Source organism: Mesorhizobium sp. M0909, assembly GCF_040319515.1.
Taxonomy (GTDB): Bacteria; Pseudomonadota; Alphaproteobacteria; order Rhizobiales; family Rhizobiaceae; genus Mesorhizobium.
This window is the reverse complement of the sequence record NZ_JAMYOA010000005.1, coordinates 217,893-244,325: the sequence shown is the minus strand read 5'-3', so window position 1 is coordinate 244,325 and position 26,433 is coordinate 217,893. Positions and strand designations below refer to the sequence as shown.

The window sequence follows — 26,433 nt, the reverse complement described above, 5'->3', positions numbered from 1 at the left end:
GATGGAAGGGTCCATAGTTAGCCGCATCCACCTTCCGCACGTTAACGAAATGCACGTGCCAGCGCGCGAAATCGCTCCGCGCATGAAACGGCCTTTACGCGAACAGATGGACACGCAAACCCCATTCCATCAGCTCCTCATTACCCTCTCAAGAAAAAAATGGTTCCTGCTGGCCATGGTCATCACTGGCGGTGTATTAGCCGCGCTTGCGGGTCTTGCACGGCCTGCCCTGTATGAAGCCACTGCACAGGTAATCGTCGACGCACCTAGTAGAGCGGCCCCTGCCGGCGGCTCGGTCTCTACTCAAGATGTGCTGGATTCCAGCATTGACGACCACATCACCATGCTCTCGTCGCAAGGCCATCTGCGAAGCGTGGTGGCAGCGCTGCGCAAAACGGACGCTCTCAACAATACTAGAAAGGCTGATGCTGTTACCGAAAATTCTGCTGCTGACCCTGCGGGCGTCGAGCCGCCGAAGTTGCGCTCGGGTACAGCCGATCTGCTGGCCGAAATTTGGCCGCGAAGCACTCCGGCGGAGCCAGATGCGGCTGAACTCAAGATACTGCGTAAGGGTATAAGGATCGGCCAGGAGTTGCGATCAAGAGTCATCAGTGTCGGCTTCACCGATCACGATCCGGCGCGAGCTGCTTTGATCGCCAATACGTTCGTGCAGGTGTATATTGGCGATCTGGCAAGGAAAAGCCAAGCATCGGACAGACTGGAACTTGAATCAATAGTTGCCGGACTTCCAGCTACACAGAACAGTCTCGCAGAAGCGACCGATCGTCTTGAGAGGTATCGGCTGAGCCATGGCGCGATCGACCAAGGTGCAGCGGATAATGCCGCCAAGGAGATAGTCGAACTCACCCAGCAAATCTCCTTGTCGAAAGCGGATCTCTCCGCATCGGAATCTCGACTCCAACACATTCAGGACTTGCGAAAGGGGGGCGCGTCGGTTGCCGCGGTAGCCGAAACCATCGGATCACCCGTGCTGGCCGATCTCTTGGCACGCCAGGCCAACGGCACAACAGATGAGGATGTCACAAATGCGATCGATCGTGAGATCGAACAAGAAATCGCCCGCGTCGCTGCCGAGACGAACATCTATCGCTCCCAAATAGCGGTGCTGCAAAAGCGTAAGGACGTCCTGGATGCGGTTGTGGCCGATACAGCCGGCCGGCTTTCCGGATTGCGCGCTCTCGAGCCCCAGGTCGGCATCCTGACGCAGCGCTACAACGACCTTTTGACCCGGCAACAAGACTTGATGCGGCGTATTGCAAGTCCATCCCCCGGAGTCAGGCTTCTCTCAGCGGCGTGGCCTCCTACCAATCCAACGACTCTTTCGCCAATATTTCTTATTCCGCCCGGCATGGTTGTGTTTGGCCTGATTGGGGGGATCTTCATACTTGTCCGCCAACGCTTCGATAGCACCTTGCACGGGGAGGCCGAAGCTGAAGCAGCGCTCAAAGTTCCGTGCCTCGGGCTAATACCCCAGGCTGCCACAACGCACGCGAGGCGACTGCAGCAGCTGGTTTCAGGTCAGCAGGAGTCAAGATACAGCCGCGCCGTGACGGCCCTGCTTGTCGCTGCAGCGCCCCAGCGGGCGAGGGATTGCTCGAACATAATCTTGATAACATCCTGCAGTGAGGATGATGGCAAGACCGAGCTCGCATGGAGCATGGCCTTGGCGGCCACAAGACTTGGAGGGCGAGTACTCTTTATTGATCTGGACCGCACGGACCGCCGCCTTACAGGCGAGTTTGTGAAGGAATTCAGCGCACGTAAGCCGCACAATTTTTTCGGAGACTATATCAATGACCGTTGTGCGCTGCGCGATGCGATAGCTGGAATGTCGGCAATCGGAATCGATTTCATGGCGCTCGCACCGTCGGAGGATCTGCTGCCCTTACTGTCCAGTGTCGATGGCTCCCCTTTCAAAGATGAACTGCACTCGGTCTATCGGGTGGTCATCATAAATGGGCCGCTGGGGCTTGAGGGACCAGAGGCCAGACTCCTGACAGGCTGGGGTGACGTGGTTCTTTTCGCCATTCGCTGGGCGAAAACGCGACGCAGCATCGCGCGAGGCGTCCTAGACTTGCTTGCGGGCGATACGCCAGCTTCGGTTCCCGTCGCAAGCGTTCTCACGAAGGTTAATCTCAGGAAGCACGCGGGTTACCGGTTCGGGGACAGCGCTGATCTCTTGCTGGAGGGAGCATGACGAGCTCGGCTTTTACTGTTACCTCCTTCCCACCACCGCTCGTTGAAAATCACTGTTTTGGGCGCCGATCGGCTGCCGGCGCAGGCCATTCGCTCGTAGCCGAGGTTGCCGCGGAGAGATCCGTCCGGAGCGTGGGGCCGAGGTGTCACAACGGAACCTACTGGCCAGGAGCCGCCGGACGGGCATTCATGAATTTCGGGAGCCACGCCTGAGGCGACGCCCCTGATGCCATCCTTCGTCTGCTTGGCAGGTCCAGCAGCCTGGTGGTGTCAAAATCACCTTCCCGCTACAAGCGGCGTGGCGCACCGCTCATTACTGCTTGGCTTGGCGATGAATCTGTGGCGCAGGTGACGAGACTTTGTCGATTTTCGCCCAGAGTGCGCTCCCGCCCATCGTAGATGCGTTCCTGATGGCGTATGCCCATGCCGGCAAGCGTGACGGTGAAATCGCAAGGGCGGTCAAACCTTGCGCCATTCGTTGCGCTTTGCTTCGCGGCAAGGCCCGCACGAACTCACTCACACTACCTGGTTTTTGTCCCTTACGCAAAAAGCTGTGGACGATGTCTTGCTTCAGGAATTTGGCGAGATTGAACGGCTCGCGCTCGCATTTGCTCAATTGCAAGCCGTGCCGCCGACATATGGCATCGAAGGCTCCTTTCGTCCATCGGCCAATGTGGTTTGGTGGCATGTCTACGAGCGAACCGTGAGACTCCATATAGTACGTTCTGTTTTCATTTGGCACGGCAATGAAAACAGATCCTTGGGTTTTCAGAAGATATTTTAAGCGAGCAAAAACATCATCCACTTGGTCCATATGCTCGAAGACCTGAAACATGAAAATAAAATCGAACGCCTCTTTCATGCAATTGAAGCTGCCATCTCGAAAGTCACTTGCAAATGTCTTGAAACCTTTTGACGCCAGTACTGATCGCGCCGTTTCGTTGTAGTCGACGGCAGAAATATCCGAAGTATGGAAGAATTTATTCTTGATGCGGTCGAGAAAATACCCAAACCCCGATCCCACTTCGAGAGCAGTCTTTCCGCCAGTATTCAGGCCCGCGAGCTCTTCGATTGTCCTTGCATATTCCCATTTCATAGTTGGATAAGAAGGGTACGCCCAGGCTAAGTTATAAAACTCAAAGCCGCCGGCGACGAACGGATCTGCGAAACCGAATCCGCAATCTGCGCATTTGCGAATGTCGCAAGTGTTACGGCCCCAGAGATCCGACAGGTGGCTTGTTAACTTTCGGGAGCGATCGGGGTCCTGACGCGGATTGATGAAATGTCGAGAGGCCTCGTCTGCTGTCACTTCGAACAATTTTGCGGTTGATACACTGCCACACGCCGGACAAATGGTCATCTCGCTATCCCTGAAGCCTGGACGAAGGAAAGCCGCCTTCGACGGTGTAGAATGCGTGCCAGCCGGCCAACGCAGGCCTCAATGATGCCGCCACGCTAAATTCGCCTCTGGCTACGCAACCGGCCCAGTCTCGGGCGGATGGCGAACGCGTAAGTAAGAATGTGCTGGCTCGCAATTTTCATGACTGATGGGCGAAGAATTTGCATGGCATCTTGGATCGTCGCTCGCCATGACTGCTGGTGGAATCTGCTGGGAATACGAGCAACCCGCAGCGCCCGTAACAAAGTCTCGGGGCGAGGGAGGTGTTTACGATCCTGAATTAGATTCCAGTTAAGCTCTTTGACAGCAAGAGTTACTTGATCAACTTCGTCAAAATTCTTAGTCGTAGTGATGCTCGGGTGATTGGTCGCGTCGTAGAAAATCAAGCCGTCATTTATCGCGACCATGTCTCCGTGGCACGCCAGGTCAACAAAGAACAGCTGGTCGACTCCGGCCGGGATAGAATTGTGCGCGCGCATCAGGCAACCCGCGTGAATGACGTCGCGGTTGATCAACAGCGTCGACGGGATGATCCCGAGGCTCCGCGTCGTACGGACCAGATAGAGGTCCGTTAGGCATTGCTGGCTCGAGTAGACGGAGATCCGTTGTCGCCCTTGCGGTGGCAATCGGAATTTCATCCGATCGTCTTCAATTATATTCGCGGCACAGGTCATGAATGCAGCCGAGGGATGCTTGGTGGAAACCTCGGCAAAGGTCTTGAGTGCGCCTGGGGCGAGCCAGTCATCGTCATGGAGCAGCTTGATCCATTTTCCGACGCAAGCGAGCATGGCGTTGTTGGTATTCTCGACCTGACCCCGGCCCCGACCGTTCTCGACAATTCGGATGCGAGGCTCGGTCCGTGCATACTCGGCCACGATTGCCCAGGTCGCTCCCTCGCGGCCCTCGTCGTCGCTGACGACCAGCTCCCAACTGGCGAAATCTTGACTCAGAATGCTATCCATCGCCCGGCGGATCGTGTCCGGTCGGCGAAAGGTCGGGATGGCAACTGAAATGAAAGGGCGCAGTCGCGAAGCATCAGCGCGATGATGTTGGTCAACCACATCGGTCGTTGGAAGCTGATCAAGCTGCGAGTGCTTCATGGTGTTTTTCCCTCGAGATGATGACTCTGCTTTGGTATGGCGGCTCCCGATGGTTCGACGTAGTGGCGGAGAAGATACAGAGAGGCCGCCGTTTTCAATGCAAACCCGACGGCGCCGCCGGCCGCCATCAGATAAATGACTTTAAGTGGTTCCCAACCTGCCTCAGCACCGGCGAGTAGCGGGCCAAATACAAGCGCCGTCCGCGCGCCGTCGACGAGAAGTCGTACCTCTTGCCGCCGCAGAAGAGCCGGGACATCTTGAAGCGGTGTCGACAACGCCTGCGTGGCACCCATGAACGCCAGCGCGGTCATAATGTCTGCGGCGGGAACCCAGGGCGCGCCCAGGAGGGGAACGACGATATATGGCGCGGCCAGGCCAAGCGCTAATATTGGCAATGCAGTGAGGCCGGCTGAAAGCATCAACAGGCCGTGCGCGGTGCCGAGCAAATGTGCGCGACTGCTGGTTTTGTTCGCCTCAGATACAAAAACATTGCTAAGCGGGTTGGCGATCAGCGTCACGGGTGCAGTCACCAGCCGTGACGCAACTCCCAGGTAACCGGCAAAAGCGGCGCCAAACAGCGAACCAACGAGTATTGCGGGAAGATTGATGATGGCAAAACTCGCTAGGGCCGAGGGAATGTCGAACAATGGAAACTTGTATTCTCGCCTGGCGACTGCAAAGACGGTCCGCCACGGCGCTCGGGCGATGCCGCCTATGTCCTTTCTGCTCAGAACCCGAGAGCCGAGGATTCCGATAAAGATGAATTGGCTCAGGATATGAGCATGCACCATCGCCTCACCTCCGAAATGGGCGAGCCCAAAAGTTAGTTGCAGCAGGGCCATGGTCGCCGGCAAAATCAGGCGGCCGAGGGCGAAGTCGCGTAGCAGGCCTACGCGCAAACTCCAGCAGTTCATTGCTTCGACGAGGCCGGCACCCCCCATCCCAAGTGGAACGAGCCAGGCGAGGTGGCCAACTCGCGCTGGAGCGATGCTCGCCCACAGCAGTCCTGCCGCAAAGGCAAGGACACTCGTCACCATGACAGCCAGGAGAATGAGCTTAACGGTCACGTATGCCTGCGCACTGTCCTTGACCCCATAAAGCGAGGCCTCGAAACGCAATGCTGCGATCGCACCGAGGATGTTTACGATCGACAGGTAAATCGTGAAGATCCCGAAATCTGCCGGGGAATAGAGCCGGGCCAAAACGGGAATGGCGGCGACCAGGGTCAGCTGGCCGGCAATCGCCATGGCCGAAACGCCTCCTGCCGCGCGAAGAATACCGCCGATCGGGCTTGGAGGAACACGGGTGATTATTTTCTCGACCGTAGGAACCGTCCTGGATCTCAGAAAGTAGCTTTGGGACATGAGCTCGCGATTCCGAGGAGGCAAAAATGCGGTCGAATAGAGCTTACGATGGGGCCTGAACGTCACCATCATCCATCTGAATGACATTGTTCGGCAGAACGCGGATGCGGCGAATTCTTTGTGCTCCGTGCCAAGTACAACTTCAGTCTCTGAATTGAGATCGCTCATTGGAACTGCCCGCGATAAGCTGATTTGCGCGAGGATCGCGCGGGGCATCGATGACCGGAAATTTCGTCGTTACGCTGTGCGGCATCACCTTGATCTTTTGACCAGACCAGCAGCCGAGACAGGATAACAGACGCGTGGATCCGTCGCTCCGACAAGGCGCGGATCACACGGTGGCCCCTACATGCACCAACGTTTGTTGCCGTATGCTGGTCGCGGTGTCCCTTCCATGAAAGTCCCGGTACCATTCGACAAAGCGTTGCACTCCGTCCTCAAGGCGCGTCGTCGGGGCGAAGCCGACGGCCTTGCGAAGATCGCTGACGTCGGCGCGTGTCTCTAAAACGTCGCCAGGCGGCAACGGCACATCCACGCGAAGCGCCCGGCAGCCAAGGGCGGTCTCGATGATCGAAATGAGCCGGTTGATCTCCTCGGGCCAGTCGTTGCCGATGTTGTAGACGCGATACGGCGCGGAACTTGTAGCAGGATCGGCGGTGAAAGGGTCCCAATGCGGATCGGGCCGCGGCGGTGCAGCAAGCGCTCGAACCACGCCCTCAGCGATATCGTCGATATAGGTGAAGTCTCGCCACACGCGGCCGGCATTGGCTACTTCGATTGGATTCCCCTCGATAATCGCACGCGTGAACATATAGACCGCCATGTCGGGCCTGCCCCAGGGGCCATAAACAGTGAAGAAGCGCAGTCCAGTCATAGGTAAGCCGAACAAGTGACTGTATGAATGCGCCATGAATTCGTTTGAACGCTTGGTTGCGGCGTATAGACTGACAGGATGATCGGCGCCGTGATGCTCGGAAAACGGTATGGTTCGATTTGAGCCGTAGACGGAGCTCGACGAGGCATAGACGAGGTGATTAACGCCGAAGTGCCGGCAGCCCTCAAGGACGTTGAGAAAGGCTATTATGTTCGATTGCAGATAGGCATGCGGGTCAACTAGTGAATGTCGCACGCCGGCCTGAGCCGCGAGATGCACAACGTTTGAAGGTCGAACTTCTGAAAACAGCAACTGGACACGCGCCGCATCCGCCAGATCAATTCGCATCGGAGTGAAGCCCGACTCGGTACAGAGGCGCGCAAATCGCGCTTCCTTGAGTCGTGGATCGTAGTAGGGAGAGAAATTGTCGACGCCGATGACTTCGACACCCAGACGCAAAAGCCGCAAAGCGACGTGAAAACCAATGAAGCCTGCCGCACCGGTGACGACGATCGGTCCGGTCCGTGCCAGTCTCTTCACCGCGCGGTCCGAACGCGATCGAGCGATTTCCACCTTCTTCGCTGCGGCAAGAACAGACTCGCTGCCTACATCGTTGTCCAACTTGTCGCCTTTCGAATCCGTTCGACAGTACCGAATGGCCGGTCCGGGATTGCGGCTTCCGTCATGCGGTGCACGACCTGCCAAGTCATGACACTCCAACTTGCGCCGTCTGAATCCCCGGGCGGATGCCGACGTCCGGCGATGGTATCCAGTGGCCTGCCCCTACGGCAGGACCGAAATGCGGCCAAGAAGGGCCACCAGTTCCGCCTGGCGTTTTGTTTCGGTCTTGGCGAACAGCGAGGCAAGCTGGGAACGGATCGTGGTGCGGCTGAGGCGCCAGCTGCGAGCGATCTCCAAAGGAGCGTCGCCCTGAGCCAGGCGCAAGGCGAGGTGCGTTTCTGCGCTCGTCAGGCCAAACATTCTTTGCAACGTGCGAGGATTTGGCCCAGATCTGTTATCCCGATCCAGCAACGCCACAATGCTCGTTCCGTCGGGAGCGATAACGCCGTTCTCGTTCAGAATCACCGGACGGTCGCCTCTGCTGCGGATCACCACCCAGGATAGTGAGCCCGGCAGGAATTGACCCGGAACATTTGCGATCAGCCGCCTTAGGGCGGTCGTAAGCCCGCTCGCCGTGTCGGCCGCTTCGCCCTGGCGCTCAAGCGTGGTTTGGGCGGCTGCGTTCCACTCGACCACCTTTCTCTCGCGATTCAGCACGAGATAGCCACAGCCAATGCGATCAAGCACGCCGGTTATGGATTCCAGACTGCGGCCTTTTTGTTCGCCGAACCTTGCGTCCAATAGATCCGATGCGCGATCGGCAAGGTGACCAGAAGAGGGCCGCGTATTCCGCGCTTCAAAATCATACCTGGTCCTCGTAGCAATGTACCGATTGCTCGAAGAGGTATTGACCTGTCTATCGATCAGATTCATTTTCTACCCCTAACCCAAAGTTTCACACGCCCGAAATAAGTATTCGGGATTCATGTAGTCTTCTATGTGTCGCTGGATTCTAGTCTTCTATGCGCTGACGGATAATATGTTCATCGCCACCTTGAAAAACTTAATATGATCCGACAGTTCTAAGGCAGCTCTTAGGCCCCGCTGCGTCCGATAAAATGCGCGCTATGATAGCGGTATGGCAATCCGGCAGTGGTACTAAGCTGTACGTTTTTTGCTCTAGTCTCGACGGGCTAGTCAGAAGGTTGTAGTCTGTGTCCATGAGCTCGCAGTCGCGCAGGTCGAATTCGAACCCGTCGGGCAGATTGCTAACTCATATTGCCTCTGCATCGGTGTTAGCTGCCACACTGATATTTGAAATCAAATCGTCAGCCTATATTGGGCAAGGCGCAAGTTTTCTGGAATTTATTCCGGCGATTATTATTATCGCCTATCTCGAAGACCGCGTGGCAGCGCTTGCTGCGACCATTCTTATGGTGACTGTCGGCCTGTGGGCGCGAGGACACGATCACATTTCAAATGGAGATTGGGCACGCGCAATCCTGCTTCTGGTTTCGGGCGGGGTAATTGCCATGACGTTCCATCGCCTTCGGCAGGACTTGCGTGAGTTGCTGGAAGTCGCGGAGGCCAGGCTAGCTGCCGTCGAAGCGACAGAAAGCCGCTATCGTTGGGCCTTCGAACGTGCTGCCCTGGGATTCGCGAACACCAACGAGAAAGGTGAGTTGCTTCAGTCCAACAAACGCCTTTGCGAGATGACCGGGTACAAGGAGGAGGAGCTTGCCCAATTGCGGCTCGATACGCTCGCCCATCCGAATGACCGGCATACCTTGGCGCAATTGTTGGCAAGGCTGGGCAATGACATCTCTTCGTTCGTTTCCGAGGTCCGTCTGTTAAGAAAGGACGGTATGGCATTCTGGGCTCGGCTAACGCTTTCTTCGTCCGTGCCCAAGGGGGGACTCTCGGAGAGCATCTTCGTGGTGGTCGACGATATTTCGGAACGACGCGCTGTTCACGAAGCGCTTCGGGCTCAGAAGGAATGGCTGGACCTCGCTCTGTCTGCTGGACGCTTGGGCACGTGGCGCATCGACCTTAAAGACGGGACAGTCACGGGCTCGGACACGTTCTGGGACATTCTCGGCCTGGCCCAGGCCAATAGCCGCAGTTTGGAGGAACTGTCAGCTGTCGTGCATCCGGCGGACTGGCCAAAGCTGGCCGCATCGAGAAAGGCCGCACCATCGGTCACGAATTACGATGTTGAGATACGTGTCCGCCGACCGGACGGACATATCCGCTGGGTTGCGCTGCGCGGAAGGGAGGAAAGACATGATGATGGTGGACAGCGGCTTGGAGTGGCTGCCGACCTGAGCGAGAGACGACAAACCACGCTGCTGCGTGCCGCGGCAAAGAAGCGGGAGCGCATCATGCTCGAACAGCGTCATAGATTCGGCAATGTTTTCGCGGTGATCACGGCGCTCGTGAAGATGGTCGATGTTCCCGGAAATAACGTCGCCAAATACAAGGAAATGCTGATCGATCGGATACGCGCGCTCGAGGCAACCCATTTGCTTCTTTCCCGCAATGGCAGCGTATCGGGGGCGATAAACGATCTCGTTGCGCAAGAGTTGCACCCTTATATGGGGACACGCGCCATATCGGTCAGCGGTCCGTCCGTGGCGATATCGGGAGGCGCCGCCGAGAGTTTTGCAATGATCGTTCACGAGCTTGCCACCAATTCCATGAAATACGGAGCGCTTGGCGATTCAAAAGGCCGGATCGACGTAAGCTGGACGTTCGCAGCTGAAGACACAGGCAGCGATATCGTGTTCGAGTGGGTCGAATCGGGGCGGCGGCGGACCTCAAGTGTAGTCCGTCATGGCTTCGGTTCCATGATAATCGGAGTGGATGGAGCGCCGCTTGTCGGTCACTCTCCCAGGCTGGAAATATCGGACCAAGGGTTGCGGTATTCGCTGCGGCTGTCGCGCAAGGAAATCGGATTGTAGTGCAGTGCTACAATCGGAAGCAGATATCTAAAGGCGAGTGGCGCTGAGCGACCTTTGAGATGGGCAGTGTTCTTTCCAAGAATGTCGTTGGCCCAAAGCTGCGCCGTGGCTTTGGATATGCAGTAATATGCGTGAGGAGTCATGGGATGCCGTTGCACGTCCAAAAGGACGCGCGGCGCTCTAGCTGGCATGTCTCGAAAGCCAAGTCTTCAGCATAACGGCAGCCTCGGTCCGATTTCGTACCCCCAATTCACGCAGAACCGCAGCAGCGTGGATTTTCGTGGTCGCCTCCGCGATTTCCAGATCGCGCGCAATTTCCTTGTTTGAATAGCCTTCCGCCATCAGCTTGAGGACTTCCTTTTGCCTCGAGGTCAGCCTGCCAAGGTTGACGCCAGCGGTACGTCGCTGTGGGCCCTTCTCGGAGTGGGTATGCGCGTGGGTTGCTTGCGTTGCACCCGACCGTGACAGAAGTGCGGGAACATAGATGCGCCCGGAGAGGATTTCATTGACGGCCAAAACAACCTCTTCGTCCGTCTGCGACTTTACGATGTAACCGTGAAGCCCGATCGACAGAGCCGTGAGTATTTCCGAGCGTGAATCGTTTCCGGAAACGATCGCAAATCGCGTATCCGGATAGGCGGACAGGATCCCGCCGAGCACTTCTTGATTGAACAGGCCTGGCATATTCAGATCCAGGATCGCGAGATCCACGAACGATTGCTCCGCCAGCAAACTGAGCACCGCGTCGAAACAAGACGCTTCAAATATCTCTACACCTGGAATGCCTGCGGTCAGTGCCAATCGCAAGCCGCGACGATACAAGCCGTGATCGTCGGCGATGACGATTCGATACATTGAACTACCCCAACGCGTATCTGAATGGATTGAACGGTGATGGGCCTGAAGTCGTAGCCATTCACTCGTCGATTCATCCAGCCGACGCCGCGGCACCCCCAACACCGCAAACGCCGAATTTCTAATATAATCTTAAATAACGGGAAACGCTCCTCTTTTTTTTTGCCCCTTGTGAGCGAACCCGCCGAACGTCGTCGAACATACGTTCTGACCTTTTGGAAAGCTGACAGACCGGCTGGTCGTTCAGCACTGCCATAGATCCAAAGATATAGAACAGCAAAACGGCCGAATTGTTACCATTCGAATGCACGACGACATCCACCCCGACGGCCACATACCATCCAGATGCAATGTCCGGATCAGGGATCGGTGGGGAAATCTCACCGGTCTTCTACGGGAAATCTCACCGGTTCTTCGGAGGGGCAAAGAACGTGTTTCCCGGGTGCTGACCAAGGCAGGATAGCCGGCCCGTGACGATAGCGTTCAGGCCGAATGAACAAGGGAGGACCAGGATGAAAGCGGTGATTCAATGTGGAGGAATGGGAACACGCCTCCGCCCCTTCACTTCGGTCTTGCCGAAGCCGCTCATGCCGATCGGCGCACGGCCGGTTCTCGAGATGCTTCTGAAATGGTTGCGACGCAACGGTATTCAGGAAGTCTATATTACAACCGGGTATCTCGGCCACTTGATCCGCACCGTGTGTGGAGATGGCTCGCAGTGGAACCTGAAGATTCGATATACGCAGGAGATGGAGCCGCTTGGCACCATCGGGCCACTGTCTTTGATCAGGGATGAACTGACGGAGCCGTTTATCGTTCTCAATGGCGACGTCCTTACGGATCTAAGCCTCAGTCGATTTGTAGCAGCGCACCGTAAGCACACCGATCCGGTGACGATCGCAACAGCCTGTCGTCTGATCAAGATGGATTTCGGCGTCATCGACGAAGTCGACAATACCGTGCAGGTCTTTCGCGAGAAGCCGACCCTCTCGCATCTGGTCAGCATGGGAATTTACTGCATGAACCCGGACGTTCTGCAGTTTATCCCATCCGGCATACCCTTTGGGTTCGACGACCTGATGCTGCAGATGATGCAGAACGGCACAACCGTGCACGTGTACAAGCATGAGGGTCTCTGGCTCGATATCGGGCGCGTCGACGACTTCCAGAACGCACAGACCATTTCCTGGGAAGACCAATCGGCCTCGATCGAGGTCACCGCGACGGCTGCATGATGAAGTCACGAGCTCGGTTCCCACAATTATCAGTCTAGGAGGTTGTGATGCTCTTGGTCAGTGCCCCGATCCTGGGTGTGCCGGAAAAGACTGCTTTGACCAAGGTCATCGACAGCGGCTGGCTGACAATGGGGGAGCAGGTACGAGCCTTCGAACAAGCTTTTGCCGACGTCCATGGTGCGGAGGATTGCGTCGCGGTCGGTTCTTGTACGGCAGCGCTTCATCTCATTTTGCACGCACTTGGCATCGGGCCGGGCGACGAGGTGCTGGTGCCATCCTTGACTTTCGTGGCGACCGCAAATGCGGTCCTCTATGTCGGTGCGACGCCGGTCTTCGTCGACATCGAGTCAGCCGACGTGCCGCTGATGTCGATCGTGGAAGCCGAAGCGAAATGCACGACCCGCACCAAGGCAATCATTCTCGTCCATTTCGCCGGCTACCTCGCCGATCGGGAACAATGGCAGAGGTTCGCCCGTGCCCGGGGGCTGCATATCGTCGAGGACGCGGCGCATGCGCCGGGCTTGAAGGAGGTGGGGACATTTGGTGCCGCGGCCGCCTTCAGCTTCTACGGCAACAAGAACATGACCACGGCGGAAGGCGGGGCTGTGATCGCCAGGGATGCCGGTCTGCTCGAGACAATCCGCCAGGCGCGTGGACATGGGATGACCACCGGGACACGTCAAAGGCTGAACAGCCGCACCCCTCAGTATGATGTCACCATGCTCGGATTCAACTATCGCATGGATGAATTGCGGGCTGCGATCGGACTCGTCCAGCTGCAAAATTTGCAGGAGTGGAATGAGATCAGGCGTATCCTGGTCATGCTGTATCGCCGTCTCATAGCCAAGCATTGTCCGGCCGTGACCATCCCGTTCCACGAGCCGCGGACGTCGGCCTACCACATCATGCCTATCCTTTTGCCACGTTACGCCGACAGGCAAGACGTCATCGACGCACTGCGCGCGCAAGGGATACAAACCACTATCCACTACCCGCCGGTGCACCAGATGACGCTCTATCGTGAGCTTATCCCCGATACTCATTTGCCGCGCACCGAAGATTTCGCGCAGCGCGAGCTGACGGTACCGCTGCATCCGCAGGTCACGGCACCTTTGGTCGAAACGGTGGTTGTCGCTCTTGCCGCAGCGGTTAGCGGTTGCGCTCAGACAGGAACAGCCGCATGAATGCCCTGGACCTAGCCATTCACCGGCCTAACGTCTCAAGTGCCGCCCATGGGACTGTGAGACGAGCAATTGATCTCGTCATTGCTGCGGCCGCGGCGATCGTCTTTGCTCCGCTGATGTTGCTGATTGCCGTGGCGCTGCTGCTGGAAGGCGGTCGGCCCATCTTCTTTACGCAGACCCGCGTCGGGGCCGGTGCTCGCCCATTCCGCATGTACAAGTTCCGCAAGTTCAGCGTAAAATGCGATCCCGGTGGCTTGGCGCTGACCATGGCCGATGACAGCCGCATGACGCCGGTAGGACGGTTCCTCGCCGTCACCAAGTTCGACGAGCTGCCGCAGCTTTGGAACGTCTTCAGGGGCGAGATGGCAATCGTCGGGCCGCGCCCGGAGAGCCTTGTCTTCGCCGATTGTTTTCGCGGGGGCTTCGAGGGTATTTTACAATACAAGCCAGGCTTGCTTGGTCCAGCCCAGGTTCTCTTCCGGAATGAAGCGCATTTTTATCCGCGATCCGTGGACCCGTTACTGTTCTACCGTGAGGTCTTGTTTCCGGCCAAAGCCAGGCTTGACCTTTCCTATTATCCGCAACGCACGATCGTCTCCGATGTCATCTGGATGGTGCGCGGCCTGCTGGCGGTGCTTGGCGTCGTTTCGCCGCCGCCGATCGAAACTTGAGAGCAGGTGGGACATCGGCGCTCTCGTGGATTTGCAAAGTCAGTGCCTCACGTCATAGGGGGAACGCTTGGGTCATGGCATACAAGGGCAGGAAAGTTCTGGTTACGGGTGCCGATGGGTTCATCGGTTCGCATCTCACCGAGGCGCTCGTCCGTAGCGGTGCCGACGTCACCGCGGTGGCTCTCTACAATTCCTTCGACAGCCACGGCTGGCTGGACGATTTACCGGACACTATACGAAGCCAGTTGAACCTCATCCGCGGCGATGTTCGCGACAGCGCGTTCGTTAATCGGATCGTGCGCGGCCAGGCGGTCGTGTTTCATCTCGCCGCACTGATCGCTATCCCGTATTCGTATGCCGCCGCCCAGTCCTATGTGGAAACCAACATCCTGGGCACGGTCAACGTCCTCGAAGCGGCGCGCCAATGGGAGACAGAGCGTGTGGTGCACACCTCGACAAGCGAGGTTTATGGCACCGCGCTGACAATGCCTATCAGCGAGTCCCACCCATTGCAGGGACAGTCACCGTATTCGGCATCCAAGATCGGTGCGGACATGATGGCGGAGTCCTACGCCAGATCGTTCGACATTCCCGTGGTTATCATGCGGCCCTTCAATACGTACGGCCCACGCCAAAGTGAGCGGGCCATCGTACCGACCATCATACGTCAGGCTCTCGATAAAAAATGCCCTGCGATCATGGTGGGAGACACAAGCCCGATCCGCGACCTTACTTTCGTGGAAGACACTGCGGCGGCGTTTTTGACCGCAGGTTCGGCCGAGCTCGAATTTGGCCATGCCTACAATGCCGGAAGCCAGCGCGCTGTGACGATCTCGGACATATTGGATCTGGTGATCGAGTTGAGTGGCTGCAAGAAACCAATTCACCGCGACGAGCGCCGGCTGCGGCCGCAGAATTCCGAGGTGCGTGCCTTGCTGGCCGATTCTTCGCTCCTCGAAAGCAAGACTGGATGGCGCGCCCAGACCAGCCTGCGCGAAGGCTTGGAGCGGACCATCGGATGGTGGCAAGGGCGCCTCAGCGAAGGCCGGGTGCGACACGAAATGGGCTACATGACATGACCTTTCGCCCGCGTGGGTTGGCTCCGCTGTTGATTGCGGCTGCCTTGTCGTTGGGTTTGTCCACGGCCAGCGGCCGGCAAGACAGCGCGCCGACACAGTTTGTCGCGCCAGTGATGATGGATCTGCCCGATTATCTCCAACCCGCGACGGATCCAGCCTTCGGGACAGTTTTCATGCGCATCACCAAGCCTGGCGCTCTTGGCAACGGCGTCGTATGCGAGAAGAAATTTTGCAGCCACCGTTATTCCAGCTCCCAGGCGTGGAATTCAGACCAGAGCCTCCTCGTCATCACCAACGGCTGCAATGGCATGTGCTTTTTCGACGGGCACACCTATGTCCCGCTTTTCCGTCGCGCTCGATCGGCTGAATGCGAATGGCATCCGCAAAATCCCGATCTGATGATTTGCGTTCAGGACCGGAAAATTTCGACCTGGGCGCCACGGACCAATCGCGAAGACGTGCTGTTCGTGTCGCCGAATTACCATGATCTTCAGTTCGGTCCGTCCAAAGGCAATCCTAGCCGCGACGGCGATCGCATAGCAGTGCGCGCGATCCGTGGGGATGGTGCGATGGTTGCCTTTGCCTATGATCTCAAGCAGCGCCGGAAATTTCCTGACATCGATCTTGCCCAGCTTGCCGGAACGGTCAGCGCCTGCTCGATCTCCCCGCTGGGAGCGAACATCCTGTGCTTTCAGAACGTGAACGAAGACACAGAACAGCGAGCTATTTTCTCCGTCGACGGGACGTTGCGGCAGAGGTGGACGGACCATCATCGGCCCGGCCATGGCGATATGACGGTCGATGATGACGGTAGCGAAGTTTTCGTGGGCATCAGCAAATCCGACCCTGACAAATATCACGTCATCAAAAGGAGACTGATTGACGGGAAGGTCACCTCGCTTATGAAATTTGGCGAAGCGGAGCATGCGTCCGCGCGGGCACTGGACAGGAGCGGCTGGGTGTTCGTGAGCTATGGCGGCAATCCCGATGAGATATCTGCCAATCGCGACTGGGCGCCATATGCGCGAGAGGTGATCGCGCTGCGCCTCGACGGCAGCGGTGAGGTTCGACGAGTCACGCAAACCCACAACGTCCCGTCCGACTATTGGAGCGAAACCCATGCCTCGCCGTCCCCCGACGGCTCACAGGTGATCTGGTCGAGCAACTGGGGCGTGCCTGGCGGGCCAGTCTACGAATTCATCACCCGTCTCGATTGGCCGGAAGAGTCGCGGTCGAACCAGAAGGAGATTGCCGCCAATGGTCCTCGTTAATCGAATCCTTCTTGTCGTGCTCGGCATGCTAGCCGCGATGGAAACGGCCGCTGCGGCGGAAGCACGGGTTCCTTATCGACTTTCCGCCGGCGATACCGTCGAGATAGGAATTGCCTCCATCTCTGAGCGAACGCAACGTGCGGTGGTCCAGATGGACGGCACGATCGCGCTTCCCGAAGTCGGGATGGTTTCGGTTGGCGGCCTGACTCCGGCCGAACTGCAGACACGCATGCAGACGATCTTGCCAACCAAGATATTCCACCAGCGGCTGCCTGACGGGCGGGAGCAAATGATCGTCATCAAGCCGACAGACGTGACCGCCGTGGTTGCAGAGTACAGGCCGATCTATGTGACTGGCGACGTGCTCACTCCCGGACAGCAGGCCTATCGCCCGCTGATGACCGTGCGGCAGGCGATTGCCGTGTCAGGTGGCTTCAGCCTTTTGCGGTCCCGGGCAAACCAGGTTGGCCCCGATCCGGTGGATCTGCGGCGCGATTATGAGTCGCTTTGGGGGGAATACACGAGAGACTATTTTCACAGCGCCCGTCTCCGCGCCGAACTTCAGGGTAAGTCGACTTTCGACATGCAGCCACCACAAGGGTCGCCCTTGTCGGCAGGTTTTGCGTCGGCGATCGCGCAGGCCGAAGCAGAAGGGCTGAAGCTCTCGTTGGACAATTTCCAGAAAGAGCAGAGCTTTCTCGATAAAAGTGGCAAGGATGCTGCAACACAAACCGAGACCTTGCTCGAGCGCGAGCGGGCCGAAGCGGATGGGGTGAAGGCGGACGAAGACGAACTGGCGCGCGTAAGGAAAGCGTTTGAGTCGGGAAATCTAACCAATACCCGGCTCGCCGACGTCCGGCGCGCTTTGGTGCTCTCTTCCAGCCGGGCACTCGAAACCTCGGTTGAACTTATGAGAGCACGACGTCAGCAGGACGATTTTGCCAGACAGCGCGAACGCAATGACAACCAAAGAAGGATCGGTCTGCTGACCGAGCTGAAGGATACCAACGTGCGCCTTGCCGACGTCAGCGCAAGACTTCGCGCCGCCAGCCAGAAGTTGCAGCCCACGGGAGCGGCCGCCCTGCCGTTGCCGGTTGCCGGCGAAAGGATCCAGGCCGAGGTCACGATCGTTCGCAAGCTCGGCGAAGAATGGCGGAAACAGCTTGTCCAAGAAGACACCGAGGTCATGCCGGGAGACACGATCGAGGTCAGGTTCAGCAGCGCTCTCGAAAACGCGGCGACCCGATGAACCCGCCGGGCTGCCGGTTGAGAGTGTGGCAGCCCCTTACTGCCTGAAGGCCCTGGAGAACTGGTCGGTAAGAGGCTTCATCAAGTAGGACCAGACACTGCGCTCGTCGGTTCTTATGTGGACTTCGGCGGGCATGCCGGGTTTGAGTATTTTCTCTCCAGTCAGGCAGGTCGCTTCATTCTCGACGTCGATGCGAGCCGAAAAATAGGAAAGCTGGCGTTGCTGATCCTTGATCAGATCCGCTGAGACGCGCTTGACCGAGCCTTCGCAAGCAGGTGTGGTGCCGGCGTCGAACGCCGGAAAGCGGATCGACACCTGCTGTCCGGGATGAATCTCATCGATACGCGACGGAGGAATGGAAGCGTCGACAACAAGGTTGTCGGAATCGGGCACAATCATCATGAGCACCTCTCCGGCGCCAATTACGCCTCCGACGGTGTGGACCGAGGATTCTTGTACCGTGCCCGACTGCGGGGCACGAATGTCTGTCCTGCTGAGTTCGTCTTCGGCCACCACCTTGCGCTCACTGAGTTCGGTCTGCTTGGCTTCCGTTTCGCGAAGTTCGTTGGTCACGTCGCTCCGCATTTGTTCGTCGAGCTGAAGCACCTGCAGGTCCGTTTCACTGATGTGAGCCTGTACCTCCGCTATCGCCGCGACAAGGCGTCCCGATTCGCCGCGAGTCCGGGTCTTCTCCAGGCTGACATTGCTCAACCTCTCCTTGGACACCAACTTCTTTGCATAGAGAGATTCGACATCTGCAAGGTTCTTGGTCAGCAGATCCAGAGACTCGTCCGTCGCAGACTGCTGCGATTTGAGGCCATCGATCTGACGTTCCAGCTGCTTCGAGCGGCTTTGCAATTGGGCTTTCTGGCCAGCCAGCGCCGCAGCACGGCTTTCAAACAAGGCACGCTCGCCACTGACAAGTGCCGCCACTTGCGGGTCACCCATTTGAGCGCGAAGGTCGGGCGGGATCTGCATTTCCGGCAGACCCTGGCGCTCGGCCTCCAGTCGGGCCAGACGAATGGTGGCGCGATTGAGGTCCTCGGTGATTATCTGCAGGTTTGCTCGGGTCAAGGTGTTGTCCAGCCTGACCAACACGTCGCCGGCCTTCACATGATCGCCGTCCTGCGCGAAGATTCCGCCGATGGTGCCGCCGGTTTGATGCTGCACTTTTTTTATGTTGCTTTCGACCACCACAGTCGCAGGCGCAATCACCGCGCCGGCAATCTTGGTCAATCCCAACCAGAGCCCTCCGCCAAAGACCAACAGCAAGCTGGTTGCCAGGCCCAGGAGCAGATTGGCCCGGATTCCATCCGGCTCTGGCTTCGTCCCCAACGAACGGCTCTCACCGCCGGCGGCGACGTATGACGACACGGTAACAGTGGAGCGATACCTCGCATATGCTCGTCCGCACCTTTGCGCGGCGGAACGACAATTTGTTGCCAGGCCCCGGACCAGATTACCCCAGGGTAGATTGGCTCGAATGCCATCCGACTCCGGCTTCGCCCCGGTCGGCTGGCCTTCGCCGCCAACCGCAGCATATGACGACATGGTCACGTTAGACACTAAGCAATACCTCACGCATGCCCGCTTGCACCGTGCTGCAGCGGAACGACAATGTTTGGCTTGTCCGGACGCGGGAAGGGCCGGACCACATTTGCCAGAACGTCTTCGCGCGAGCCGAACGAATGGAGCATCCCGTTCGACAGGACGAGTACCTGATCGATGTTGACGAGAGCGGAGGGGCGATGCGCAACGACGATCACGATACCGCCGCGCTGACGCACAGCCAGGATTGCGCCGGCCAAAGCAGCATCGCCGTCTGCGTCCAGATTGGAATTTGGTTCGTCAAGAACGACAAGGAAGGGATCGCCGTAAAGTGCCCTGGCAAGCCCGACGAGCTGCCTCTGCCCAGCCGAAAGGGCCGCGCCGCCTTCTCCGATGCGTGTTTGAAAACCCTGCGGAAGACGCATGATCATCTTGTCCACGCCCGCAGCCTTGGCAGCTGCCAGCACGCCTTTTGCGTCGCTCTTGCCGCCGAACCTCGAAATGTTATCGGCGATCGTCCCGTCGAACAGCTCAACGTCCTGTGGCAGGTAGCCAATATGAATGCCGAGCAGTTCTGAGTTCCACTGATCGAGCGAGGCGCCGTCCAATCTTACCGTGCCACGAAGCGGCTTCCACGCCCCGACCAAAGCGCGCACGAGCGTGGTCTTGCCGGAGCCGCTCGGGCCGACGACCGCGAGCCCTGCGCCTCTTGCCAAGCGGAAGCTTACATTGAAGATGGTTGGCTTCTGCAGGCTTGGTGGCGCGACAGTCAAATCTTCGACCGCAAGCTCCGCCTTTGGGCGCGGCAGTTCCATTGTCTCTTGCTGGCTAGCAAAGGCATCCAGCGCTGCCGCCAGCTCGGAATAGCTCTTGCGGGTTGCCAGAAACCCTCTCCAGTTTGCGATGGCCACATCGACCGGCGCCAGTGAGCGGCCCAGCAAAATGGACGATGCAATGATCACGCCGGGCGAGGCCTCGCCCCCGATCACAAGGTAGGCACCAAGCCCCAGCACACATGATTGCAAGGCCATTCGGAGCGTCTTCGACAGTGAGCTCGCTGCGCCGACGACGTCCGAAAGCCGTTCCTGGTTCTTCAGATAAAGATGACTGACCTCGTTCCAGCGCCGGCTAAGCGGAGCAGACAGGCCCATCGCCTGAACGACCTCTGCATTGCGGCGGCCGGAATCCGCCAGCAGCCGCTGCGCGACGAGTGTTTCAGATGCACGAGCCGCAGGTTTGCGGCCGATGATCTCGGCAACCACCGTCAAAAAAACAACGGCGCATGCACCGAGCGTTGCCAGCACGCCAAGGGCGGGGTGCAGCAGATAGATGACCACCATATAAAATGGTATCCAGGGAGCATCGAATAAGACCGTCGGCCCCAGCCCGGAAAGAAAGCCACGTAGCTGGTCCAGATCACGAAGCGGGTGTATCCGGTTCGCATCCGGCCCGGCGACGAGGGGCAGGGAAAGCGAGGCTGCAAACGCCTTTTGCTGCAGATTTTTATGCAGGCGGCTGCCGATGCGGACCAACAGGCGAAGCCTCACGAAATCGAGGAGCCCATAGGCCGCGTAAAGTCCCAGCATCCCGACGGTAAATCCGATAAGAGTCGGCACGCTCTGCGAAGGCAGCACGCGGTCGTAGACCTGGAGCATGTAGACGGAGCCGGTCAAGGCGAGGATATTTATCAATGCGGAGAAAACGCCTACGCCGACGAGGCCGTGCACACAGCCAAACATTGCGGAGCGTAGATCGAGCGAGCGCTCTTTGGTCGACTTCATGATGCGCGCTCGTTGACGCGAAATTGCCGCGCAATCTCGTCGATTCTTTCGATGAGGGACAAACTTTAACCTTCCGGGAAGCAGCAGCTCCGCCCCGCTGCTGGAACATTACGAATTGCTTACATATGTGCCTTCTTTGATTAAAATGTAGCAAAATCGTGACGCCAGGCTGAGAATTCGGCAACTGGCTCGCCAGCCTGGGGATAACCGGCTCGAGTAAGGAGATATTCCTAATCATGACACGGCGCAGAAGCTTATGGTCATCTTTGTAGCATCAGGGCTTCAAAGCGTCTGAGGCGGGATTGGGTTTTGATTTTGTCGATCGAGAGTTAAGCGGTTTTAAGATACACTTTATCGGTGCGCCATTGTCGGCCACCAACGCCGGGTAAAACGGGAGGTGAGTGTCGTGAGCGAAGAGATCAATGTCGCCGATGCCTATGGCAGGGGCCGCAGCACCTTCATGGGACTGCAGCTGCTCGTCTCGCCCGGTGCGCTTGTTCCTCGACCGGAAACGGAACTGCTCGGCAACGCCGCTCTCGATGTTCTGAGCCAACTGAACTTGCCGGTACCTCGCGTTGTCGACATGTGCTGTGGGGCGGGCAATCTGGCGTGCGCCATCGCGCACCACGCCCCCACCGCGCGCGTGTGGGCAAGCGATCTTACCGACGGATGCGTGCAGGTCGCGCGCCGCAACGTCATCCATCTTGATTTGGAGGAGCGGGTAACGGTGCTTCAGGGCGACTTGTTCAGCGCCTTCTCCGGCCTGGAGCTTGACGGCACGATCGATGTGGTCGTTTGCAACCCGCCCTACATTTCGGAAAAACGGCTCGAGGGCGACCGTTCGCACCTGGTCGAACTCGAGCCGCGTGAAGCATTCGCAGCCGGCCCCTACGGCCTGAGCATCCACATGCGGGTGCTGAAGGAGGCGCCGCGTTATTTGCGGCGCGGAGGCATCCTGCTTTTCGAGGTCGGCCTTGGCCAGGACCGGCAGGTCATGAGTTTGCTCGAGCGTTCCAAGGTCTATGAGAGTATCCGGGCAGTCACCAATCCAGCCGGCGAGGGCCGGGTGGTTGTGGCACATACAAAGGCGCAGGCATAAGCGCCACAGTCGCGGCAGGCTTCAGACGCGCTGTCGCGGCTTAAAACAGCCGGGGATTTGAAACAGAGCTGCGGGCTTTCGGCAATCAGTTTCTCTTGCGCATAACGTATCGCGCAATTCCCTGGATGGAATCGAGGTTCTCGGGCAGCAGCTCGCTGTCTTCGACCGTGATGCCGAAGGTCTCCTCGATGAAGCCGATAACCTCGAGCACCCCCGTCGAGTCCACGATGCCCTGGTCGAGAAGCGAGGTGTCGCTCTCCAGACTGTCCGGATCGGCTATATAGAAATTCGAGGCCAGGAAAGCGCGAATTTGTTCACTGAAGGTATCGGTTCTATCCTTGGTAGATAACATTGATTTCGCCTCCGGTACAAAAGATGAATGCTGATCAACTTCGCTTTGGTGCCGACTCATGACAGGGCCGTTTTTTTGAGTTTGCCCGTGTCGGTCATCGGCAGACTGGGTACGATGACGATGGACTTCGGAACCATGAAGTTTTCCAGCCGTCTCTGGCACTCTTTCTGCAACTGCTTTTCGCCGAGCATGCTTCCCTGCTCCATCACGACAAACGCCTTCACTGCTTGCCCGAGCAGCTCGTCCGGAACGCCGATGACCGCGGCTTCCCGTACGCCGGCAATGTTCATCAACGCGTTTTCCACCTCCTTCGGCGCTATCTTCTCTCCGCGCGATTTTATGATCTCGTCGCCGCGACCGACAAAGTAGAGATAGCCCTCGGCGTCCATCCGGCAGTAGTCGCCGGTGTACAGGACCTGCTCACCCGGCAGCGGTCCGGGTTTGAGCTTTCTGGCTGTCGCCTCCGGCTTGCCCCAATAGCCCTTCATCACCGTCGCTCCGCGGATGACGAGCTGACCAACGACGCCGGGTCCGACCCGCCTGTCATGCTCGTCGACAATCCACATTTCCGTGTTGGGGATGGCGATGCCGACGCTCAACGGCTTTCGCTCCAGATCGTCCGGCGGCAGGTAGGTGCAGCGCTTGCATTCGGTAAGGCCGTACATCGAATAGATACGGGCGCCAGAAAACAGCTCCTGCAGCAGGAGAATGTGCTTGAGCGGCAGGGCGGCCGCAGTGTTGGTGACATAGCGAATGCTCGAAAAATCCTGATCCCTCAGAGACTTGAGCTCCCCGAGTGCGGCAAAGATGGTCGGTACGCCGGGAAAGCCCGTCACCCTTTCTTGCTTGATCAGCCCAAGGATCTGCGCCGGGAAGGCGAACGAGCGCTCAAGCACCAGCCGGGCGCCCGCGCCGAACGCCATGATCATCTGGTAAAGACCGTAGTCGAAGGCGAGCGGCAGGACATTGAGGATCACCTCGTCTTCGGCAAGCGCCAGGTACGAGGAAATCGAGGCGCATGCGGCGATCATGTTTCGATGCGTCAGCATCACGCCCTTGGGCTCGCCCGTCGAGCCGGACGTATAAATGATCGCAGCGAGATCGATGTCGATGCAGCGGCGCGCGGGCGGCGTGCTGCGGGCTGCCGCGACCGCAGTATCCCAGCGCACAGCATGCGGAAGTTCTTGCAGGTCGTTGCGTTCGATCGGCCCGGAGACGATCATGCGGCGCAACGATGGGCAATTCCGCGCCGGATCCCTGAAAATCGAGTGCAGGTGTTTGTCGGTGATCAGTGCCGTCGGGCGGCAATCGTTGAGCAAATAATCGAGCTTGTCGCTTTTGGTGAGTGGATTGACGATGCACACCACGGCGTTGGCCTTGAGCACCGCCCAGAAAGCGACGACGGCCTCGACAGTGTTGTCGGCGAAGATCACCACTCGATCGCCACGCGCAATTCCAGCCTCGGTCAAATGGTGCGCTATGGCGTTCGAGCGCATGTCGAGATCGCCATAGGTGACACGTTGATTGCCGCACACCAGGGCCACCTTGGCGCCGAGCCGGCTGGCAGAGTTGGTGAGATAGTCGTGCAGGAGGGGTACGGCGCCATGCATCATGCGAGCACCTCTTCACGATGCTCGCGGTCGATATCGATGCTGAGCTTGAGCGTGCGAGCCCCACTTGGACGGCTCGCGATAAATTGCCGATGGAGAAGCTGCGTCGACAGCACTCCGACCAGCGCCATATTGTCGGAGTTGGACAGGTCGCCGCCGCCGGCGCTGGCTTGGCACTTGCTCAGGAGCCGGGTCACGGATTTGGGATCGAAGACGTTCGCTTCGCGCAGCGCCGCCTCCGAAAGTGCTTCGCGAATGTAGGCCGGAGCGCCATCTGCGACGAAGCAAAGCGCGTTGGGGGCCCGGTAAGGCTGTTTCTTGCGGGTGACGATTTCCGACGGCACGATCGGTTGCGCCAAACGTTTCAGCACATGCTTTTCGTCGAGCACGCGCAGCTTATAGGCGGCCGGAAGCGAATTCGCGAGCCTCACGAGGTCATGGTCGAGGAACGGGAAGCGCCCTTCGACGGAATGAGCCATGAGCATCCTGTCCCCTTGTGAGGACAGCAGGTAGCCCGACATCAGCGTCTGGATCTCGATATACTGGTCCTGCGCAAGAGAGCCCCATCGCGAAAACTCCGGCGGCAGGCGGGCAAGCAGCTCGGACACGGCGTTATGGCGCTCCGTTTGGGCGCGCATGTCTGGCGAAAACAGCCGCTTGATGGCGCTTGTGGTACGCCAGCGCGTGCCATGCGCAAAACCAGGCGCATCACAGGCATGGATGTCGCGCCCGAAGAACTGGCGTGCCATCGCTTGCTGCTGTACCGGCGAGCGGCTGAGATAAGGATAGAGGCGCTCCAGCAAACGGGAGCGTCGCTTCGAGGCGGGCTGGCGTCCCCAGAAGCGGCGGACCTTGCCTTCGCGGAACAAATCGTAGCCGGCGAACATTTCGTCGGCCCCTTCGCCGGTCAGCACGACCTTGATGCCATGCTGGCGCACCAGTCTCGAGAGCAGGAACAGCGGCGCCGGCGCGGTTCTTAGGATTGGCCGCTCGGCATGGTAGATCACCTCAGGGAAGATGCCAGCGATATCGCTGCGCGAAACAACCACCTCATGATGGTCGCTGCCGGCCACGCCGGCAACCAGGCGCTGGAAATGCGTCTCATCATATTCGGCGTCGGCAAAACGCAGCGAGAAAGTCTGGAAGCGCTCGCCCGCGAAGCGTCTCCCCAGCGTGGCGACCAGTGAGCTGTCGAGCCCGCCGGACAAATAGCAGCCAACCGGCACGTCGGCGCGTACTATCCTGAGCGCCGTCGCGGTCTCCAGGGCGCTGCGCACTTCCTCCACCGCGTCATCAAGCGAGCCGCTGAATTCATCATCGCCAGGCCCGTCAACCTCTGGATAGGCAGGCTTCCAAAAAGCCCGCTCGCGAACGACGCCGCGGTCATAAATGCGGACATGCCCAGGCGTGAGTTCGCTTACTCCTCCAAACACGCCTTGTGGCGGCGCGACAGTCCAAAGAGTAAAAGTCTGATCGATGCCGGCTGGATCGAACGCGCGGGGTATGTCCGCATCGGCCGCGAAAATGGCCTTCACCTCGCTGGCGAAGTAAAGCCGTCCGCCATGCTCGCAAAAGTGCAGCGGGCAGATGCCGAACCGATCCCGCGACAAGACGAGACGACCAGCCACGGAGTCCCAGATGGCGACTGCCCACTGCCCATTCATTCGCTCGAAGGCGGCCTCGCCCCAGGCATGATAGGCATGGACGATGACCTCGGTGTCGCTGCGTGTGCGGAAGCGATAACCGAGCGCGGCCAGGTCTTGTCGCAGCTCGACGTAATTGAAGATTTCGCCGTTGAAGACGATCCACATCGTGTCGCCCGCGCCGGCGAGTGGCTGCTGGCCGCTCGCGAGATCGATGACGGATAGGCGGGCATGTGCCAATCCCGCACGTCTGTCCCGGTAGAGGCCACGCTCGTCCGGGCCGCGATGCGCCAGCGCGCCCACCATGCGCATCAGCGCATCCCGGGAAGGGGGAGCCGCGGCGCCGCTCAGCGACACAATTCCGGCGATGCCGCACATCGC

20 protein-coding genes are annotated in these 26,433 nt (G+C 58.6%); 9 read left to right on the top strand and 11 right to left on the bottom strand.

Annotated elements, in window-relative coordinates; translation table 11 throughout:
* Window position 1: 1 nt before the first annotated feature.
* The gene (locus NKH83_RS09930; protein ID WP_352803677.1) at window positions 2–2,218 is read left to right on the top strand and encodes a GumC family protein; all 2,217 of its coding nucleotides are present in this window, start codon (window positions 2–4) and stop codon (window positions 2,216–2,218) included.
* Window positions 2,219–2,530: 312 nt separating this feature from the next.
* Here the strand turns inward: NKH83_RS09930 and NKH83_RS09925 are convergent, their stop codons facing one another.
* The 5 genes from NKH83_RS09925 to NKH83_RS09905 all read right to left on the bottom strand — a co-directional run bounded on the left by NKH83_RS09925 (window position 2,531) and on the right by NKH83_RS09905 (window position 8,448).
* On the bottom strand, window positions 2,531–3,577 hold the full coding sequence (locus NKH83_RS09925; protein WP_352803674.1) for a class I SAM-dependent methyltransferase: 1,047 nt from the start codon (window positions 3,575–3,577) through the stop codon (window positions 2,531–2,533).
* Between the two features lie 95 nt (window positions 3,578–3,672).
* Entirely contained in the window at window positions 3,673–4,716 is a 1,044-nt protein-coding gene (locus NKH83_RS09920; protein ID WP_352480470.1) for a glycosyltransferase family 2 protein, read from the bottom strand.
* On the bottom strand, window positions 4,713–6,248 hold the full coding sequence (locus NKH83_RS09915; protein ID WP_352480471.1) for a lipopolysaccharide biosynthesis protein: 1,536 nt from the start codon (window positions 6,246–6,248) through the stop codon (window positions 4,713–4,715). The genes NKH83_RS09920 and NKH83_RS09915 overlap by 4 nt, the downstream gene beginning before the upstream one ends.
* A gap of 163 nt (window positions 6,249–6,411) precedes the next feature.
* The gene (locus NKH83_RS09910; RefSeq protein ID WP_352480487.1) at window positions 6,412–7,494 is read right to left on the bottom strand and encodes an NAD-dependent epimerase/dehydratase family protein; all 1,083 of its coding nucleotides are present in this window, start codon (window positions 7,492–7,494) and stop codon (window positions 6,412–6,414) included.
* 243 nt (window positions 7,495–7,737) lie between these two features.
* Entirely contained in the window at window positions 7,738–8,448 is a 711-nt protein-coding gene (locus NKH83_RS09905; protein ID WP_352480472.1) for a helix-turn-helix transcriptional regulator, read from the bottom strand.
* Between the two features lie 287 nt (window positions 8,449–8,735).
* Between NKH83_RS09905 and NKH83_RS09900 the strand changes: the two genes are divergently transcribed.
* Window positions 8,736–10,475, top strand: a complete 1,740-nt coding sequence (locus NKH83_RS09900) for a PAS domain S-box protein (protein ID WP_352480473.1) — start codon at window positions 8,736–8,738, stop codon at window positions 10,473–10,475.
* A 180-nt stretch (window positions 10,476–10,655) separates the two neighbouring features.
* On the opposite strand, the gene NKH83_RS09895 is transcribed toward NKH83_RS09900, so the two are convergent.
* Window positions 10,656–11,330, bottom strand: a complete 675-nt coding sequence (locus NKH83_RS09895) for a LuxR C-terminal-related transcriptional regulator (protein WP_352480474.1) — start codon at window positions 11,328–11,330, stop codon at window positions 10,656–10,658.
* Window positions 11,331–11,842: 512 nt separating this feature from the next.
* Here NKH83_RS09895 and NKH83_RS09890 point away from each other — a divergent pair.
* From NKH83_RS09890 to NKH83_RS09865, 6 genes are all read left to right on the top strand, one after another.
* Window positions 11,843–12,565, top strand: a complete 723-nt coding sequence (locus NKH83_RS09890; RefSeq protein ID WP_023675619.1) for a nucleotidyltransferase family protein — start codon at window positions 11,843–11,845, stop codon at window positions 12,563–12,565.
* A 47-nt stretch (window positions 12,566–12,612) separates the two neighbouring features.
* Window positions 12,613–13,749 carry a DegT/DnrJ/EryC1/StrS family aminotransferase gene (locus NKH83_RS09885; RefSeq protein WP_352480475.1) on the top strand — a complete coding sequence of 379 codons (1,137 nt, stop codon included), beginning with the start codon at window positions 12,613–12,615 and terminating at the stop codon, window positions 13,747–13,749.
* Entirely contained in the window at window positions 13,746–14,420 is a 675-nt protein-coding gene (locus NKH83_RS09880; RefSeq protein ID WP_352480476.1) for a sugar transferase, read from the top strand. The genes NKH83_RS09885 and NKH83_RS09880 overlap by 4 nt, the downstream gene beginning before the upstream one ends.
* Before the next feature lie 74 nt (window positions 14,421–14,494).
* Window positions 14,495–15,499, top strand: coding sequence for an SDR family NAD(P)-dependent oxidoreductase (locus NKH83_RS09875; RefSeq protein ID WP_352480477.1), 1,005 nt, complete (start codon window positions 14,495–14,497; stop codon window positions 15,497–15,499).
* Window positions 15,496–16,770, top strand: a complete 1,275-nt coding sequence (locus NKH83_RS09870) for a hypothetical protein (RefSeq protein WP_352480478.1) — start codon at window positions 15,496–15,498, stop codon at window positions 16,768–16,770. Before NKH83_RS09875 ends, NKH83_RS09870 begins: the two co-directional genes overlap by 4 nt.
* The gene (locus tag NKH83_RS09865) at window positions 16,757–18,019 is read left to right on the top strand and encodes a polysaccharide biosynthesis/export family protein (protein ID WP_352803665.1); all 1,263 of its coding nucleotides are present in this window, start codon (window positions 16,757–16,759) and stop codon (window positions 18,017–18,019) included. The genes NKH83_RS09870 and NKH83_RS09865 overlap by 14 nt, the downstream gene beginning before the upstream one ends.
* Window positions 18,020–18,055: 36 nt before the next feature.
* Here NKH83_RS09865 and NKH83_RS09860 read toward each other — a convergent pair whose 3' ends face one another.
* On the bottom strand, window positions 18,056–19,354 hold the full coding sequence (locus NKH83_RS09860) for an HlyD family type I secretion periplasmic adaptor subunit (RefSeq protein WP_352480480.1): 1,299 nt from the start codon (window positions 19,352–19,354) through the stop codon (window positions 18,056–18,058).
* Between the two features lie 242 nt (window positions 19,355–19,596).
* On the bottom strand, window positions 19,597–21,348 hold the full coding sequence (locus tag NKH83_RS09855) for a type I secretion system permease/ATPase (RefSeq protein WP_352480481.1): 1,752 nt from the start codon (window positions 21,346–21,348) through the stop codon (window positions 19,597–19,599).
* 406 nt (window positions 21,349–21,754) lie between these two features.
* Here NKH83_RS09855 and NKH83_RS09850 point away from each other — a divergent pair, with 406 nt between their 5' ends.
* Entirely contained in the window at window positions 21,755–22,447 is a 693-nt protein-coding gene (locus NKH83_RS09850; RefSeq protein WP_352803661.1) for a N5-glutamine methyltransferase family protein, read from the top strand.
* Window positions 22,448–22,532: 85 nt separating this feature from the next.
* On the opposite strand, the gene NKH83_RS09845 is transcribed toward NKH83_RS09850, so the two are convergent.
* The 3 genes from NKH83_RS09845 to asnB are packed head-to-tail and all read right to left on the bottom strand — an operon-like array spanning window position 22,533 to window position 26,430.
* Window positions 22,533–22,799: an acyl carrier protein gene (locus NKH83_RS09845; protein ID WP_254819389.1), complete on the bottom strand. Its 267-nt coding sequence runs from the start codon at window positions 22,797–22,799 to the stop codon at window positions 22,533–22,535.
* A 56-nt stretch (window positions 22,800–22,855) separates the two neighbouring features.
* Window positions 22,856–24,412 (bottom strand): class I adenylate-forming enzyme family protein, encoded by a 1,557-nt coding sequence (locus tag NKH83_RS09840; RefSeq protein ID WP_352651107.1) that lies wholly within the window; start codon window positions 24,410–24,412, stop codon window positions 22,856–22,858.
* A complete protein-coding gene (asnB, locus tag NKH83_RS09835) occupies window positions 24,409–26,430 on the bottom strand; it encodes an asparagine synthase (glutamine-hydrolyzing) (RefSeq protein WP_352803658.1) in 2,022 nt (673 codons plus the stop codon). The genes NKH83_RS09840 and asnB overlap by 4 nt, the downstream gene beginning before the upstream one ends.
* Window positions 26,431–26,433: the final 3 nt, after the last annotated feature.

Excerpts from the sequence above, each read along its gene's own strand:
- NKH83_RS09895 (WP_352480474.1), bottom strand. The coding sequence starts at position 11,330 with ATGTATCGAATCGTCATCGCCGACGATCACGGCTTGTATCGTCGCGGC.
- NKH83_RS09840 (WP_352651107.1), bottom strand. The coding sequence starts at position 24,412 with ATGATGCATGGCGCCGTACCCCTCCTGCACGACTATCTCACCAACTCT.
- asnB (WP_352803658.1), bottom strand. The coding sequence starts at position 26,430 with ATGTGCGGCATCGCCGGAATTGTGTCGCTGAGCGGCGCCGCGGCTCCC.
- NKH83_RS09875 (WP_352480477.1), top strand. The coding sequence starts at position 14,495 with ATGGCATACAAGGGCAGGAAAGTTCTGGTTACGGGTGCCGATGGGTTC.
- NKH83_RS09920 (WP_352480470.1), bottom strand. The coding sequence starts at position 4,716 with ATGAAGCACTCGCAGCTTGATCAGCTTCCAACGACCGATGTGGTTGAC.
- NKH83_RS09890 (WP_023675619.1), top strand. The coding sequence starts at position 11,843 with ATGAAAGCGGTGATTCAATGTGGAGGAATGGGAACACGCCTCCGCCCC.
- NKH83_RS09915 (WP_352480471.1), bottom strand. The coding sequence starts at position 6,248 with ATGAGCGATCTCAATTCAGAGACTGAAGTTGTACTTGGCACGGAGCAC.
- NKH83_RS09900 (WP_352480473.1), top strand. The coding sequence starts at position 8,736 with ATGAGCTCGCAGTCGCGCAGGTCGAATTCGAACCCGTCGGGCAGATTG.
- NKH83_RS09905 (WP_352480472.1), bottom strand. The coding sequence starts at position 8,448 with ATGAATCTGATCGATAGACAGGTCAATACCTCTTCGAGCAATCGGTAC.
- NKH83_RS09870 (WP_352480478.1), top strand. The coding sequence starts at position 15,496 with ATGACCTTTCGCCCGCGTGGGTTGGCTCCGCTGTTGATTGCGGCTGCC.
- NKH83_RS09845 (WP_254819389.1), bottom strand. The coding sequence starts at position 22,799 with ATGTTATCTACCAAGGATAGAACCGATACCTTCAGTGAACAAATTCGC.
- NKH83_RS09865 (WP_352803665.1), top strand. The coding sequence starts at position 16,757 with ATGGTCCTCGTTAATCGAATCCTTCTTGTCGTGCTCGGCATGCTAGCC.
- NKH83_RS09880 (WP_352480476.1), top strand. The coding sequence starts at position 13,746 with ATGAATGCCCTGGACCTAGCCATTCACCGGCCTAACGTCTCAAGTGCC.
- NKH83_RS09925 (WP_352803674.1), bottom strand. The coding sequence starts at position 3,577 with ATGACCATTTGTCCGGCGTGTGGCAGTGTATCAACCGCAAAATTGTTC.
- NKH83_RS09930 (WP_352803677.1), top strand. The coding sequence starts at position 2 with ATGGAAGGGTCCATAGTTAGCCGCATCCACCTTCCGCACGTTAACGAA.
- NKH83_RS09855 (WP_352480481.1), bottom strand. The coding sequence starts at position 21,348 with ATGAAGTCGACCAAAGAGCGCTCGCTCGATCTACGCTCCGCAATGTTT.
- NKH83_RS09885 (WP_352480475.1), top strand. The coding sequence starts at position 12,613 with ATGCTCTTGGTCAGTGCCCCGATCCTGGGTGTGCCGGAAAAGACTGCT.